Here is a 14523-nt window from a genome sequence, read left to right as displayed (position 1 = left end):
CACCGGCGGGCAACCGGCGGGCACCACCGGTGACCTGCGCAAACCACCGGACTCGTTGCGGGCGGCGGGCACCGGCGGGCACCCTCGGCGGGCAAGGGCGGCGGGCACCCAAACGGGCACCCTCGGCGCGGCGGATTTCATGCCCCACCGAGGTCGAGTTCGGCGGCATAGGCGGCGGTGATCTTGTACCGCATGACCGGGTTGCCGGTCGCGGCACTGGTCATCATTTCGAGGTGCCCTCGGGCCTCCAAGGTCGACCACGCTTGCGGGAACCGCTTGCCCACGGTGCGGGTGTCACCGGTGATCTTGAGTTCGTGGTCGGCCTGTAGTGCCGACTTGGCCTCGACCTTGGTGCACCCCGTCGTGCCGTGGTTGAACGTCTCGACGATGACCCTCGCCAACCGCTCGTAGATCGGTGAGGTTGCGTTGACGCGCTCGGTCGCCGGTAGGTCGAGCGGGTCCACGCCGAGGTCTGCCGAGTCGAGCACTATCGACGTCGTGCCCTCGACGGCCACGGCGTGCAACTCGACCGGCTCGGGTTCTTCGATGTCCTTTTGCTTCTCGGTCTTGAGCTTGACCGTGCCTCGTTTGCCGGGTGTCATCACGAGTTCGGTCTGCACGCCGCCCTCGATAGCGGTCGATCCACGGGCGTGCTCGGTGCCCCTGGTGGTGTGGTGCACGAGCAACACACACGCACCGGTGCCACGTCGCAACGCGTCGAGGTTGTTGACGAGGATGCCCATATCGGTCGAGCTGTTTTCTTCGTGGCCGGGTGTGTAGCGCGCCTGTGTGTCGACGACGATCAACGAGGGCTTGCGCCAGAACAACAGTCGGGCCAGGGCCACCCATTCGGCGGCGTCGGTCTGCGGCGCGGCCAGGTCGACGATCCCGTCGAACACCTCGACCTCGGCGGGCTTGCCGTCGAGGCGGTGGCGTTCCCACGCGGTCAACCGGCCGTCGATCCCCCGCACGCCCTCACCCACGAGGTACACGACCCCACCCTGCGCAACGGCCTGGCCGTGCCACGGCGTGCCGGTGGCAACCGAGGCCGCCCAATCGAGGGCCAGGAACGATTTGTAGCTACCGGGCGGGCCGACGAGGCGGGCCACCGTGTCGAGATACAGGAACCCGTCGACCAACGGCTCTAGGGCGGGCATGGTGGCCAGGTCGGCACGTGAGCGCATGGCCCCGGCCACCTTTGCCTCGGCGTGGGCACGGGCGGTGGCAAGCTTGTCGGCGGTCTTCCCCTTGGCCATACGCGCAACCATGGCGTCGACGGATTCCGAGGGCGGTGACGCCGCCGGGTTGTACCTCGCATCCTTCTGCGGCGGTGCATGTTTGGGCACTGGCCGCACGACGTAATCGGGCAGGAACGCGGGCCGGTCGGCCTCACCGCGAACCCACCGCATGGCCCGACGTTGCTGGCGGGCGTCGAGGGCTTGGTACCACGCGGGTTCGTATGCCTTGGTCATCACGCCGCCCCGTGGTGATCGACGACGTGGCGGGCAATACCGAGTTGACGAGTGAATACGGCCTCGGCCTCCCCGACACTCGTGCCGAGGCACCGCCGGTGCCGTATCCACGCGTCGTGCACGCGGGCCAGGGCCTCGGCGTCGTCCTCAACACTCTCTAGCGCCTCGTACAGTTCGCCCGAGTCGAGGTCGACCACGGGCGTCACCGTGGCGGCCATGGTGATGGTCGGGGCCGGTGCCCCGTCGTTCCAATGCTTGCGCCACTGCGCCACCGTCCCGGCGCGCAGCTCGAACGCTGATGCCTCGACCGGCGGCGCAATGCGCAACGCACGTAGCGACGCAACAAGGCCGATCACCGGGTCGGGGGTATCGTAGGTGTCATCCATGAGATTGCCTCTCAAGCTCGGCCAGTGCCCTCGGTTGGTCCCCGAGGGCATCGGCATTTCCAGGGGTGTTGCTGGTCGCTTGGCGGGCGTCGAAATACTTGGCGCGTTCACTGCGCTCGGTGGTCACGTGCGGCACGTCTGGCCTCGGCGGCGTACTCGACGAGGTAGCCGAACCCACTGCCCCACAACGCAATCGAGGCGTACACGGCGGCGGTCATGCGGCGGCACCGACTTTTGCCGGCCGAGGTGTCGAGGTGCGCGTTATGGCGCGCAGGCGGTCACGTTGGGCGGGCGTGAGCGACGGGGCCTTGTCGACGACGGCGCGCACCACGGCGGGGTCGATCACGACGCCAGGCCAAACACGCGGTCAACCTCGTCGAGGTCGACACGGACGGTGCGCGGCCCGAGGCGGTGGCGCGTGAGGGTGCCGTCGGCCAGTCGGCGGGCAATGGTGGCGGTGCTCGTGTTGAGGTAGGCCGCCGCGTCGGTGATGGTCACGAGGCGGCGGGTGGTGGCGGTTGTCGCCATGGGTTCTCTCCCAGTCGGTCACGGAACAGGACTCGTGACTCGTCTGGAGGAATTGAACCTCGCGCCGCCGGGGTGTCAGCCGACTAGCACCGTGGTGTCAGACGCTACAGCGCCGACACTGCCGTCGGCAACTGTTACCCCTTGGGGCACAACATGTTTGGTCGTGCATGACGCGTGAGGGCTACTCGGCCCGCCACGCAATGTCGACGGTGGCGGCGAACGTCTCGGGCGTGAACCGGTGGCGGCCACGGCCTAGCGGGTTCAACGTCACGACGGCCAGGGCGTCGATCACCGCACGCTTACGCGGGGTCGTGAGGGCGGCCCACGCCGCCGCCACGTCGCCACTAGTGACGAGGGGTGCTACGAGGTCGGCGGCCCCGGCGGTGGCCATGTCGGCCTCGATTGCGCCGAGGCGTGCACGCACCCGCTCGTTGGCCGTGCGGAACTGTGGACGGGTCATGGTGCCGTCGGCGTAATCCTCGGCAAGGTCGTCGAGGCGGCTGCGCAACGTGTCGGCCTCGGCACCGAGGTCTCGGGTGTCGGCCTCGACGTCGGGTGCGAACACCGCCAGGGCGTCGTCCCTCGATAGCCGCTCGACCATGACGGCCTCGACGAACGCCTCGACGGGATCGGCCTGGCGCGCCATGTGGCCGGGTGTGTGAGCGCACCGGTAGGTGCGATAGTGCCGCCGCGCTCCCCCGGTGTGCACCGAGGACTCGACGCCCTCGGCGGCGCACCGACCGCACCGGGCCACGCTCGTGAGTAGCGCCTGTGGGTTCGTGGCGGGCCGCCGCCGATCCGGTGACACCAACACACGCACCGCCGCCCGCCACGTGTCCTCGTCGACTATGGCGGGCCACTCGGCGCGGCCCACGACGAACGCCTCGGGGTCTTTGCGGAAATCGCCCTGTGCGCCCGTGGGCCGGTGCCGCCGCAACGCGGCGTTGCGCGGGTTCAACAGAATGTCCCGCACGCCCGACCGGTGCCACACGGTGGCCGCGCCGGTACGAGTGCCCTGCGTCGTCGATATGCCCGAGTCGGTCCACTCACGGGCCACGGCGGCCACCGGCTCACCGGCCAGCACGGCGGCGTACCCGGCGCGGATCAACTCGGCCTCGTCGGGCCGGATCGTCACCCCGTCGGACTCGTAACCGAACGCACGGCGGCCACCGACCCACCTGCCCTGTGCCGCCGCCTGCGCCATGGCCGACCGTTGACGGGCCGACTTACGCTCGACCTCACCCTGCGCGATCGAGGCCAGAATGCGGGCGTTCGTGCGGCCCCCGTCGTTCGATGTGTCGATGCCGTCGTTGGACGTGACCACACTGACACCGGTGCCCTCACACACTTCGAGTACGCGTTCTAGCTCGACGAGGCGGCGCAGCAAACGGTCGAGGTGCCGGGCCACGATCACATCGAACGCCCCCGCCTCGGCGGAGGTCAACATACGCTCGAATGCGGGACGTGGTTTGCGTGAGGTGGCACTCACGTCGTTGTCGACGAACGTCTCGACCACGGTCCACCCGCGTTGCTCGACGAGGCGTTCGACGTCCTGGCGTTGGCGGTCGATGCCGTACTCGTTGCCGTCGCGGTCCATGGATTGGCGCAGGTAGACCGCCACACGCCGAGTGTCTGTGGCCGATTTCATAACCGCTATCGTAGTGCGCTAGCCACCCGAATTGCTCGGTCTGCACCGCGAGCGGTGAGCGATCCGTTGCGCAGTGCGCGCTCCACCGGGGCAAGTGTCGAGCGAGCCAACCGAAATCTTTGTCGCAGAGCAGGTCCGGGGACTTCCGCGTTCGTTCTCCAGCCGAATTCGTGCCACCGTTGCGCGGCGGCGTCCCTGGCTCCGGTGACACGCGCACGGATCTCGCTCGTTCCTTCCCCCACCTCGTCGACCAACGCTCCGGTCGCGACGCCCATCATCTGGATACGAAGATCGACGCGATCCAGCAGCGGCCCGGAGAGCTTTCCGAGGTATTTGCGCCGCGCGGTGGGCGCACACACGCAGTCGGCCTGCCGAGCCGGTGCGCAGGGGCATGGATTCGCCGCGAGAACCAGCTGGAACCGGGCCGGGTATCTGGCCACGCCGTCTCGACGAGCGATGCGAATTTCGCCGTCCTCGAGCGGAGTCCGCAAGGCCTCGAGTACTCGAACGCTCATCTCGGCGCACTCGTCGAGAAACAGAACTCCGCGATGTGCGCGACTGACCGCTCCCGGCTTGGCCATTCCCGTTCCACCGCCGACCAATGCGCTCACCGATGTCGAGTGATGCGGCGCGATGAACGGCGGTGACGTGATGAGGGGGCGTGCGGTCGTCAAGAGTCCGGCCACCGAATGAATGGCCGTCACCTCGAGCGCCTCGGACTCGGTCAGCGGTGGAAGAATCCCCGGAAGGCGTTGAGCCAGCATCGTTTTTCCGATTCCCGGCGGCCCGGTCAACATGATGTGGTGGGCGCCTGCTGCGGCGACTTCGAGGGCCCACCGGGCATCCGCCTGTCCGGCGACATCACTGAGATCCGGGTAGGCCTCCTGATGCCATTCGGTGGGGAGGGGCGCTTCGAGGGCGTGCTCACCGCGAAGCCACGCCACCACGTCCCCGAGCGAGCCAGCACCCAATACTTCTATCCCGTCCACCAGACCTGCTTCGGGAAGGCACCGGCTCGGCACGACCACCCGCTTCCACCCTGCAGCCTTGACGGCCAGTACTCCGGGGAGAATTCCGCGGACCGCGCGCAGCCTGCCGTCCAGAGCCAATTCACCCAGAAAAACCGTCTCCGAAAGGCATCCGCGCGGAATGGCTTTGGCAGCGTCGAGAACCGACAAGGCCAACGCCAAGTCGTACACCGAACCACCCTTGGGCAGCGTGGCCGGCGACAGCGCAAGAATCACCCGGCTGTCGGGCCACGTACCACCCGAGTTCTTCACGGCAGCCTTGACTCGATCACGCGATTCGTTCAGGGCGGTATCGGGCAGTCCGACCAGATGCGTACCCGGCAGGCCCTGTCCGATGTCGGCCTCGATTTCCACCAGGACACCGTCGACCCCGTTGACCGCCACCGAGTGCGCTCGTCCGAGCGGCATCAGAACGCGGACCGGACGTGGGTGATGACCGGACTCTCGTCTCGTCCGACCACGATCGCGATCACGTCGAATCTGATCTGCACCCACGGCCCCTGTTGCAGCGCAAGCCATTGCAGCGCAAGTCCTCTGATTCGAGTCTGCTTGGTGTACGTCACCGCCTCGGCAGGCGTTCCGTACCCGATTCCCGATCGCGTCTTCACTTCGACGAACACGACGGTGTCGCCATCGCGCGCAATGATGTCGAGTTCCCCGGTTCGATGCCGCCAGTTCCGCTCGATCACCTCCAGCCCGATGTCCTCGAGATGCCGCACTGCGAGTTCCTCACCGCGCGCACCGAGTTCCTGGTTGGTTGCCATGTCCGCCATTCCTCCACTCTCCGACCGTGCATTGCCGGCCGATTCGGTCGTCTCGACGGTGGCACGACCCGAAAGAGGAGAAGCGAAGAAAGCACTGGTGAGTGATTGCCCTGTGGACAAGCGCTCACCTGTGGAGCAACACGCCTGAGAGCGGCACCGATTCGACGGCTGTGACGGAGCTTTGTGTTAGGGGGCTCGGCGTCAGGGAGCTCGGTGCCAGAACCGTGCGAGTCCGTGGCCGGGTGTCGTGGCACAGACAGCGAAAAGCTCCGACCGAATTCGAGAACTCGGACGGAGCTGTGTGCAGAGCGAGGCACCGTGAAACGGGTACCTGTGGTGGTGCCGGGACACACCTCGGCACTACCGCACTGTCAGTGGGCAGCCTCGTACGCTGCCTGAACGTCCTGACTGATGCGGCCGCGTGCACTGACCTCGTGGCCGTTCTCGCGTGCCCACGCCCGAATGTCCTGGAGATCGACCTTGCCCCGAACCGGTGCCGCGGCGGCACCAGGCTTACGAGTACGGCGACCGGAAATCTTCTCCGCGTGCTCGATCCAGAAGGCCAACTGTTCGTGCAATTCGTTCGCATGTTTGAGGTTCAAATCGATGCGGTACTGATTTCCACCGATGCCGAATTCGATGGATTCACCTTGTCCGTCTTTGATTACCGATCCATCGACATCGTCGATCATCTGCACAAGCGTCTTGCGTGCCATCTCGTACCTCTTACACGTCTGGGGGATGTGATATTCAAGTTCTACCACCGATTCTCGTATCGACGCAAAGAACTGCCGGTGTTTCACAACGCGTCGAATCGGTCAATATCAGTTCGGATAAGCCGATACTTTTCGAGAAAACGCTGACGAAAATCGAATCATTCTGTTGCGCAATTACTTTCACGCCACACGATGTCGACCACCTGCTCGAGGCTGGGGAATTCCCTGTCGGATCGAACCGAGAAACAGGACAGCCGGAACGATTTGGGCGGCCGTCCAACTTTTCAGGTAAGTGACAAACCGAAGCCATCGTTGGCCGGCTCGCCCCGAACCGACGAGGCGGGCACCCGCGCAGATACGTACGTCGTGGTGAACCGTCCGCCCCGCCGCGTCGTACGACGTGGACTATTCCGGGAGACGAAGATCTGGTTTGTCCAACTCTTCGATGTTGACGTCCTTGAACGTGATCACCCGGACATGCTTGACGAAACGGGCGGGGCGATACATGTCCCAGACCCACGAATCCGACATACGCAATTCGAAATAGATTTCGCCGTCGGCGTTGTGTGGAATGAGTTCGACGGAGTTCGCCAGATAGAAACGACGTTCGGTTTCGACGACGTAGTTGAACTGACCTACGATGTCCCGGTACTCGCGGTACAGCGAGAGCTCCATCTCGGTTTCGTACTTTTCGAGATCTTCGGCACTCATCGGTCTCTTTCATCCTCCAGTCGGGCGTGAGAAACAATCATCGCGCACCTGCGTCCGGGCAGTCCATTCGCCCCACGGCGTCGACACCGGGAGTGGAGCCTGCGGCACGACCCACAGGCAGGTCGCGTGACATGCTTGCGGCCGCGGCGGCGACATTGGCGTACGACATGCGGTGTTCCCGGCTCGGGCCGAGTGCCGTCATCGCCGCGGAATGAGCGCGTGTGCTGTAGCCCTTGTGCACTGCGAAACCGTAGCCCGGAATTTCCGCGTCCATCTTCACCATCAGGCGGTCTCTGGAGACCTTGGCCAGCACGCTTGCCGCCGCGATACACGCCGCCGTGGCATCGCCACCGATCACCGGTAGCGACGGAACCGGGAGGCCGGGCACGCGAAAGCCGTCGGTGAGGACATACCCGGGAGTCACGGCGAGCCCGGCGACGGCGCGTCGCATCCCTTCGATGTTCGCCACGTGGACTCCGATGCGGTCGACCTCGGCAGCATCGATGAACACCACGCTCCATGCCAATGCCAGCTTCTGGATCGCGGGAAACAGGTCCTCGCGCCGACGCTCGGTCAATTTCTTCGAATCGTCCAGATCGGCCAGCGCTGCATGGGCCCGCGCACCGAGAACGCACGCCGCGACCGTCAACGGACCGGCACAGGCTCCCCTACCCGCTTCGTCGACTCCTGCGACCGGGCCGAGACCGCCCCGCTCCAATGCAGACTCCATCGTCCGCAGACCCGACGCTCGTCGGATGATCGGACGCGGCGGCCACGACGACCGTGTCAATGTTGCGCGCGCACGCGGCGCGCGGCGAGGGGATGCCGTCATCGACCCTGGATGTCGGGAGAATCCAGGAGGCTTGTTCGCGACGGTGGAAGAGCGATGAACACGGCCTTACCGATCACGTTGTCCAGGGGAACGGTGCCGGTGAACTCATCGGTGATGTGGTAACGGGAGTCTCGTGAGTTGCTTCGGTTGTCCCCCATCACCCAGATGTTGCCCTCCGGCACGGTGACCGGGTCGAAGCATCGTCCGGATTTCAGTTCGGTGTCACAGGTCATCGTTCCAGGCGTGAACGGGAAATCCATCTGAATGTACGGCTCGTCCAACGGCTTTCCGTCGACGAGAACCCGCCCCTGGTCGTCGCAGCACTCGACGGTCTGGCCGCCGGTGGCGATGACGCGCTTGACCAGATCGTTCTCGTCGGGCGCAACGACCCCGATCAACGAGCCGACCTCCTGCGCCCCGCGGATCACGGAATTGTCCGACCGTTGTGACACGAATTCGTCGTTCCACGAATCCGGACCACGGAACACGACGATGTCACCGGGCTTCGGGTCGCCGAATCGGTAGCCGATCTTCTCGACCACGATGCGGTCGCCGGTACAGCCGGCACAGCCGTGCAGAGTCGGCTCCATCGATTCGGACGGGATCAAATACACCCGAGCGACGAATGTCTGAAGAAGAAAGCTCAGTACCAGCGCTACGAGAATGAGAATCGGAAGCTCACGCCAGAACGATCGGGGCTTGCGTTCCCGACGCCTCTTCTGCGAAGACTCGTCGTCGGGCTCATCGGTCGGATCCTGTGGGGACTGCGTCACGTCAACAGGTTAGCCGGAACCGTCACCCCCACGGCTCGACGGTCCACCGCCGGCGTTTCGAGATCGACGATCCCCTCTTCGGCGGCGCATATCCGGATGCGGTGGGGTGTATACGCATCATGCCGAGCCGCCCTCACGGGCGACGCGGCATGATGTGAATCGAGATGTGGCCGGGCGGAACCGGTCAGCGCTTTTCCTTGATCTTGGCGGCCTTGCCACGCAGATCGCGGAGGTAGTAGAGCTTGGCGCGACGGACGTCACCGCGGGTCAGGACCTCGAACTGCGCGATGTTGGGGCTGTGCACCGGGAAGGTGCGCTCGACGCCGACGCCGAACGAGACCTTGCGAACCGTGAACGTTTCGCGAACGCCACCGCCCTGACGTCGGATGACGACGCCCTTGAAGATCTGAATGCGCTCCTTGGAGCCTTCGATGACCTTGACGTGCACGTTCAGTGTGTCGCCGGGGCGGAAATCGGGGATGTCGCCACGCAGCGACTGATTGTCGAGAAAGTCCAGAGTGTTCATCGGTTGTGCCATCCTTGCGTTCTGCGCATGAGTAGAGGAACCGAGCGGCTCGCTGACTACGCGGCTCGACTGGTTCGTACTCCGAGTGAGGTCCGTGCCTGCTAGAGGCAACCCGACCATTGTGCCAGACCATCACACTTTCGACGAAATCGGCTCCACTCGTGCCACCGACACCGGTGCAGGCACCACGACGCGCGCCAACTCGTCTTCGGTGGCCTCGCGTGCATGCACGATGCTCGGCTTGCCCGCGATCGCGTCCTGCAGGTAGATCTTGGCTCTGATCAGCGGTCTGCGCCAGCGCTTCTCGCGGCGCAGAGCTCTCTCCATCTTCTTCGGCCTGGTGGTGTAGCGCCACCTCGCCCACGGCGCGCTCGGCCTGCTCAGTCGAATCGCCGCCAACACGAGGATCGGCAGGACGAACAGCCCTACCAGCCCGGTCCAGATCTTGCCCTTGAGCAGGACGATCACGCACAGGGCCAGGTTGATGAGCGCCAGGACTGCCAGCGCAGTGCGCACCCACGGATCGGGGTCGGCCCGGAAGTCTGCCGGGCTCAACAGCTCCAACGGGTGGAAGCCGAGGAGCAACAGACCGGTGAACCCCAGGGCCGCAAAGACAGCATCGACCGACGTGCGCCCCTGCTCCGACCAGTAGACGTCGCGGAGATAGAAGATCAACGCGAACTCGTCGAGGACCAGCGCAGCGCCGATGCCGAAGATGGCGGCCAACACCGCGCCGATCGTCTGCGAGCCGTCGACGTACACCGCGATCAGGCCGATCCCCGCCAGCAGCATCAACACGATCCCGAAGACGACGTGATGTATGTGCTGACCGCCGGGAGTGATGTTGCCGGGCCACCACTTCACATCGGCGCGAATCATTCTGACGCTGAGTCGGATCAGCAGAAAACCCACCAGCAGTCCCAGCAGGAAACAGAGCAGTGGCAGACGTCCGTGATCGATGACCCCGTGATGCAACCACCTCACGTGTTTCTCACGTCCTTCCTACCGAACGACCGGTGAATCGCACCTCACACTATTCGCGATCCGGACCGCCCAGGCCTGCATCGGACACGACGCGGTCGCTATTTTCCGAATCCGGCCTTCCGCAGCGCTTCGGCCATCGAACCGGCCGCCGGTGCGGCCTGCTGGCCGCCGCTGCGGCGTTCACGCTGGGGACGTGCGTCTCGCCCACGACTGCCCTGGTTGGCACCGGCCGCTCGGCCCTGGCCGCGAGGACGTTCGCTCTGCTGTCCACGCGGCGCATCCTTGCCGCCGGCTGCCCCGGGCTCGTCGTCGAGACGCAAACTCAGCCCGATGCGCTGACGCGGGATGTCGACCTCCATCACCTTGACGCGCACGACGTCGCCGGACTTGACTACCTCGCGCGGATCCTTGACGAAGTTGTGCGACATCGCCGAGACGTGCACGAGCCCGTCCTGATGCACACCGACGTCGACGAAAGCGCCGAAGGCGGCCACGTTGGTCACCACGCCCTCGAGCGTCATACCCGGCTTCAGATCGGCGACCTTCTCGATGCCGGCCGCGAAGGTGGCGGTCTTGAACTCCGGACGCGGGTCGCGTCCCGGCTTCTCGAGTTCGGAGATGATATCGGTGACAGTGGGCAGACCGAATCGCTCGTCCACGAATTCGGCGGGATCGAGACCACGCAACAGCGAGGTGTTGCCGACGACGTCGAGCACGCCGACGCCGGCCTTGCCGACGATGCGGCGCACCACGGGATACGCCTCCGGGTGCACGCTCGACCGATCGAGTGGATCCTCGCCGCCCGAGATGCGTAGGAAACCGGCGCACTGCTCGAAAGCCTTGGGCCCCAATCGCGGTACGTCCTTGAGGGTGCTACGGCTGGCGAACGGACCGTTCTGGTCGCGGTGTGCCACGATGCTCTCGGCGAGGGAGCCTGCAATACCCGACACCCTCGACAGCAACGGCACCGACGCGGTGTTGACGTCGACACCGACCGCGTTCACCGCATCCTCGACGACGGCACCGAGGGATCGCGCCAGCAATGTCTCGGAGATGTCGTGCTGATACTGCCCGACGCCGATCGACTTGGGATCGATCTTGACCAGCTCGGCCAGCGGATCCTGCAACCTGCGGGCGATCGAGACGGCACCGCGGATCGAGACGTCGAGTTCGGGTAGCTCGCTCGAGGCGTACGCGGACGCTGAATACACCGAGGCACCGGCCTCGGACACCACCACTTTGGTCAAATTCGCAGCCGGGAACTTGGCGATCAACTCTGCTGCCAGCGAATCGGTTTCACGCGACGCGGTGCCGTTGCCGATGGCGATCAGTTCGACCTTGTGCTTGGCCGCCAGGCCAGCGAGCGTGGCCACTGCCTGATCCCACTTGCCCTGTGGTTTGTGCGGGTAGATGGTGTCGAAGTCGACGACCTTCCCGGTGGCGTCGACGATGGCGACCTTGGTGCCGGTACGGAAGCCCGGGTCCAGGCCCATCGTGGTGCGGTTGCCTGCCGGCGCGGCGAGCAGCAGGTCCTTGAGGTTGCTCGCGAACACGTCGACGGCGTCCTTCTCGGCCGACTGACGCAATCGCATCCTGGTATCGAGCGAGACGGTCACCAGCATCTTGGTGCGCCACGCCCAACGGACGGTGTCGAGCAGCCACTTGTCGGCGGGCCGCCCTCGATTCGCGATCCCGAACTTGGTCGCGATCCGACCTTCGTAGACGCTCGGAACTCCGGGTGTCGGTTCGTCCCGCTCGGGCTCGAAGCCGAGCGAGAGTACTTCTTCCTTCTCGCCTCTGAGCGTGGCGAGGATGCGGTGCGAGGGCAGGCTGGTGAACGGTTCCGAGAACTCGAAGTAATCGGAGAACTTGGCACCCTCCTCCTCCTTGCCCTTGCGAACCGAGGCGACGAGCTTGCCGGATGTCCACATCAGTTCGCGCAGTTCACCCACCAGGTCGGCATCCTCGGCGAAGCGCTCGACGAGAATCGCCCGCGCGCCGTCGAGTTGCTCCTGATCGAACTGGGCCGGGTCGGTGGTGGGGTCGGAGAACAGGGCGTCGGCGACGGGCTCGTGCCCGGCCTCACGCGCGATCTGAGCCTTGGTTCGACGCTTGGGCTTGAACGGCAGATAGATGTCCTCGACGCGCGCCTTGGTGTCGGCCAGCATCAACGACTGCTCCAGTGCGTCGTCGAGCTTGCCCTGCGAGCGGATGGACTCGATGACGGCGTCTCTGCGCTCGTCGAGCTCGCGCAGGTACCGCAGCCGCTCGTCGAGCTGACGCAGCTGCGTGTCGTCGAGGGTGCCGGTGACTTCCTTGCGGTAGCGCGCGATGAACGGGACCGTCGACCCGCCGTCGAGCAGTTCCACGGCGGCACGAACCTGTTCTTCACGAACGTCGAGTTCTTCGGCTATGCGCTTGTTCACAGATTTCAGAGCAGTGGTCACGGCGATGGACCCTACCGCTACTGTGGGACAAGTCGGTCAGCGGTTCAACGTGTGGGAGAGATACGCGGATGGTCAGGGGGTCTCGATTCCTGGCTGCAGCCTGCGCCTCACTGTTGTTGGCCGGATGCTCGGTTCCTCCCGACGATCAGATCGGTGACGCCGCCTCGAAGGAAACCGCCGAGACGTCGGCATCTCCTTTTCCCGACATGAAGAAGGTCGACGGCGTAGCCCTCGAAGCTCGCATCCCGATGGCGATCGCTTCGGCCCAGGCCCGTGGTGCCGATGTCGATTTTGCGCTGTTGGATCGTCAGACGGGCTCGTATTACAGCAGCAATGCCGATGTTCAGGTCGAGACCGCGTCCGTGTCCAAACTCTTCATCGCCGACGAGGTGCTGTTCCGAGCGCAGTCGGAGAACCGACCGGTCTCTGCCGACGACCTGGCCACCATGACCAGCATGCTCGAGTTGTCGGACGACAACGCTGCGTACACGCTCTGGTACCGCTACGGCTCGTCCGAGATCGTGCGCACGGTCGCGGCTCGCTACGGCTTGACGAGCACCACAGCTCCCGGGGACGACCAGTGGTACAACACCGAGACCACGCCGAGCGACCTGGTCGGCTATTACGCGGGGTTGCTCAACGGCAGCGGCGGTCTGACGACCGCCTCGACGGACGTGGTGATCGGAATGCTGCGACGCTCGGCACCGATTGCCGCGGACGGCTACAAGCAACATTTCGGGATCGTCGACGGCTTGCCGGGCGAGAGTGTGCACGCGGTGAAACAGGGCTGGATGTGCTGCGTGTCCGATCGGTGGGTACACCTGTCGACCGGCACGATCGGTGTCGACAACCGCTACGTTCTGGCTCTGTCGTCACGCGAGGACATCTTCTACGCCGACGACATGGAACGCTATCCGGACACCGCCGTCGTCGACGTCAGCGACGACGCCAGCGCACTGCATGCCAGGGACACTCTCACCGGCTTCGTCTCGATGCTTTTCCCCGCCGGCACCATCAGCTGAATTCTTCAGTCTTGCAGCAGATCCGGACGGCGCTCAGCGGTCCTGTCCAGCGATTGCTCTCGACGCCACGCAGCGATCTTCGCGTGATCGCCCGAGAGAAGCACCTGCGGAACGTCGAGATCGCGCCACTGTGCAGGGCGCGTGTAACTCGGTCCTTCGAGCAGACCGTCGGAGAACGAATCCTCCTGGTGCGACTGCTGATTACCGAGAACTCCCGGCATCAGTCGCACCACAGCCTCGGCCATGACCAGGACGGCTGCTTCGCCGCCGATGAGCACATAGTCGCCGATGCTGACTTCCTCGACACGGACGCGACGTGCGGCGTCATCGAACACCCGTTGATCGATGCCTTCGTATCGGCCGCAGGCGAATACCAGATGTTGCTCGGAGGACCATCGCTCGGCCGTCCGCTGAGTGAACGGGACACCGGCCGGAGTCGGGACGACGAGGAGAGAATCGTCTGTCAGCACATCGTCGAGTGCGTCTCCCCAGACCGTCGGCTTCATGACCATTCCCGGTCCGCCGCCGTAGGGCGAATCGTCGACGGCCTTGTGTACATCGTGAGTCCACGACCGCAGATCGTGAACCTCGACCGAAACCAGACCGCGGTCGATTGCCTTGCCCAACAGGGCAGTTCGTAGCGGGGTCAGGTATTCGGGAAAAATGGTGACGACGTCGAGGCGCAC

At 65.1% G+C, this 14523-nt stretch carries 14 protein-coding genes and 1 pseudogene; 1 reads left to right on the top strand and 14 read right to left on the bottom strand.

What is annotated here, in order from left to right; all coding sequences use genetic code 11:
* Positions 1 to 137 precede the first annotated feature (137 nt).
* The 13 genes and pseudogenes from CH275_RS03090 to CH275_RS03030 all read right to left on the bottom strand — a co-directional run bounded on the left by CH275_RS03090 (position 138) and on the right by CH275_RS03030 (position 12815).
* The gene (locus tag CH275_RS03090; protein WP_094675006.1) at positions 138 to 1472 is read right to left on the bottom strand and encodes an AAA family ATPase; all 1335 of its coding nucleotides are present in this window, start codon (positions 1470 to 1472) and stop codon (positions 138 to 140) included.
* Positions 1472 to 1858 (bottom strand): hypothetical protein, encoded by a 387-nt coding sequence (locus CH275_RS03085; RefSeq protein WP_094675004.1) that lies wholly within the window; start codon positions 1856 to 1858, stop codon positions 1472 to 1474. The genes CH275_RS03090 and CH275_RS03085 overlap by 1 nt, the downstream gene beginning before the upstream one ends.
* A 342-nt stretch (positions 1859 to 2200) precedes the next feature.
* Entirely contained in the window at positions 2201 to 2386 is a 186-nt protein-coding gene (locus tag CH275_RS03080) for a helix-turn-helix transcriptional regulator (protein WP_094675002.1), read from the bottom strand.
* Positions 2387 to 2567: 181 nt separating this feature from the next.
* Positions 2568 to 4034 (bottom strand): recombinase family protein, encoded by a 1467-nt coding sequence (locus tag CH275_RS03075; RefSeq protein WP_094675000.1) that lies wholly within the window; start codon positions 4032 to 4034, stop codon positions 2568 to 2570.
* Positions 4035 to 4054: 20 nt separating this feature from the next.
* A pseudogene (locus CH275_RS03070) lies at positions 4055 to 5470 on the bottom strand (YifB family Mg chelatase-like AAA ATPase); the annotation flags it as partial.
* Positions 5470 to 5826, bottom strand: coding sequence for a YraN family protein (locus tag CH275_RS03065; RefSeq protein ID WP_094675372.1), 357 nt, complete (start codon positions 5824 to 5826; stop codon positions 5470 to 5472). The gene CH275_RS03065 and the pseudogene CH275_RS03070, both read right to left, overlap by 1 nt.
* A 371-nt stretch (positions 5827 to 6197) precedes the next feature.
* Positions 6198 to 6542, bottom strand: a complete 345-nt coding sequence (locus CH275_RS03060; RefSeq protein ID WP_094674996.1) for a histone-like nucleoid-structuring protein Lsr2 — start codon at positions 6540 to 6542, stop codon at positions 6198 to 6200.
* A gap of 405 nt (positions 6543 to 6947) precedes the next feature.
* The gene (locus CH275_RS03055) at positions 6948 to 7253 is read right to left on the bottom strand and encodes a DUF2469 domain-containing protein (RefSeq protein WP_008717288.1); all 306 of its coding nucleotides are present in this window, start codon (positions 7251 to 7253) and stop codon (positions 6948 to 6950) included.
* A 37-nt stretch (positions 7254 to 7290) separates the two neighbouring features.
* A complete protein-coding gene (locus CH275_RS03050) occupies positions 7291 to 8085 on the bottom strand; it encodes a ribonuclease HII (RefSeq protein ID WP_094674994.1) in 795 nt (264 codons plus the stop codon).
* Complete coding sequence (gene lepB, locus CH275_RS03045; RefSeq protein WP_094674992.1) at positions 8082 to 8858, bottom strand: signal peptidase I; 777 nt, start codon at positions 8856 to 8858, stop codon at positions 8082 to 8084. The genes CH275_RS03050 and lepB overlap by 4 nt, the downstream gene beginning before the upstream one ends.
* Positions 8859 to 9042: 184 nt before the next feature.
* Positions 9043 to 9384: a 50S ribosomal protein L19 gene (gene rplS, locus CH275_RS03040; RefSeq protein WP_032378188.1), complete on the bottom strand. Its 342-nt coding sequence runs from the start codon at positions 9382 to 9384 to the stop codon at positions 9043 to 9045.
* Between the two features lie 132 nt (positions 9385 to 9516).
* The gene (locus tag CH275_RS03035; RefSeq protein ID WP_094675370.1) at positions 9517 to 10359 is read right to left on the bottom strand and encodes a hypothetical protein; all 843 of its coding nucleotides are present in this window, start codon (positions 10357 to 10359) and stop codon (positions 9517 to 9519) included.
* A 107-nt stretch (positions 10360 to 10466) separates the two neighbouring features.
* Complete coding sequence (locus tag CH275_RS03030) at positions 10467 to 12815, bottom strand: Tex family protein (RefSeq protein ID WP_179275940.1); 2349 nt, start codon at positions 12813 to 12815, stop codon at positions 10467 to 10469.
* A gap of 68 nt (positions 12816 to 12883) precedes the next feature.
* On the opposite strand from CH275_RS03030, the gene CH275_RS03025 reads away from it, so the two are divergent.
* Positions 12884 to 13837, top strand: a complete 954-nt coding sequence (locus CH275_RS03025; RefSeq protein ID WP_094674990.1) for a serine hydrolase — start codon at positions 12884 to 12886, stop codon at positions 13835 to 13837.
* 5 nt (positions 13838 to 13842) lie between these two features.
* Here the strand turns inward: CH275_RS03025 and trmD are convergent, their stop codons facing one another.
* Entirely contained in the window at positions 13843 to 14523 is a 681-nt protein-coding gene (trmD, locus tag CH275_RS03020; protein ID WP_094674988.1) for a tRNA (guanosine(37)-N1)-methyltransferase TrmD, read from the bottom strand.

This window comes from Rhodococcus sp. 06-235-1A (assembly GCF_002258785.1).
Classification (GTDB): domain Bacteria; phylum Actinomycetota; class Actinomycetes; order Mycobacteriales; family Mycobacteriaceae; genus Rhodococcoides.
This window is presented reverse-complemented; position numbering and strand designations above follow the sequence as displayed.

Coding starts and splice junctions, on each gene's coding strand:
- CH275_RS03090 (WP_094675006.1), bottom strand. CDS start 1,472: ATGACCAAGGCATACGAACCCGCGTGGTACCAAGCCCTCGACGCCCGC.
- CH275_RS03085 (WP_094675004.1), bottom strand. CDS start 1,858: ATGGATGACACCTACGATACCCCCGACCCGGTGATCGGCCTTGTTGCG.
- CH275_RS03080 (WP_094675002.1), bottom strand. CDS start 2,386: ATGGCGACAACCGCCACCACCCGCCGCCTCGTGACCATCACCGACGCG.
- CH275_RS03075 (WP_094675000.1), bottom strand. CDS start 4,034: ATGAAATCGGCCACAGACACTCGGCGTGTGGCGGTCTACCTGCGCCAA.
- CH275_RS03065 (WP_094675372.1), bottom strand. CDS start 5,826: ATGGCAACCAACCAGGAACTCGGTGCGCGCGGTGAGGAACTCGCAGTG.
- CH275_RS03060 (WP_094674996.1), bottom strand. CDS start 6,542: ATGGCACGCAAGACGCTTGTGCAGATGATCGACGATGTCGATGGATCG.
- CH275_RS03055 (WP_008717288.1), bottom strand. CDS start 7,253: ATGAGTGCCGAAGATCTCGAAAAGTACGAAACCGAGATGGAGCTCTCG.
- CH275_RS03050 (WP_094674994.1), bottom strand. CDS start 8,085: ATGACGGCATCCCCTCGCCGCGCGCCGCGTGCGCGCGCAACATTGACA.
- rplS (WP_032378188.1), bottom strand. CDS start 9,384: ATGAACACTCTGGACTTTCTCGACAATCAGTCGCTGCGTGGCGACATC.
- CH275_RS03025 (WP_094674990.1), top strand. CDS start 12,884: ATGGTCAGGGGGTCTCGATTCCTGGCTGCAGCCTGCGCCTCACTGTTG.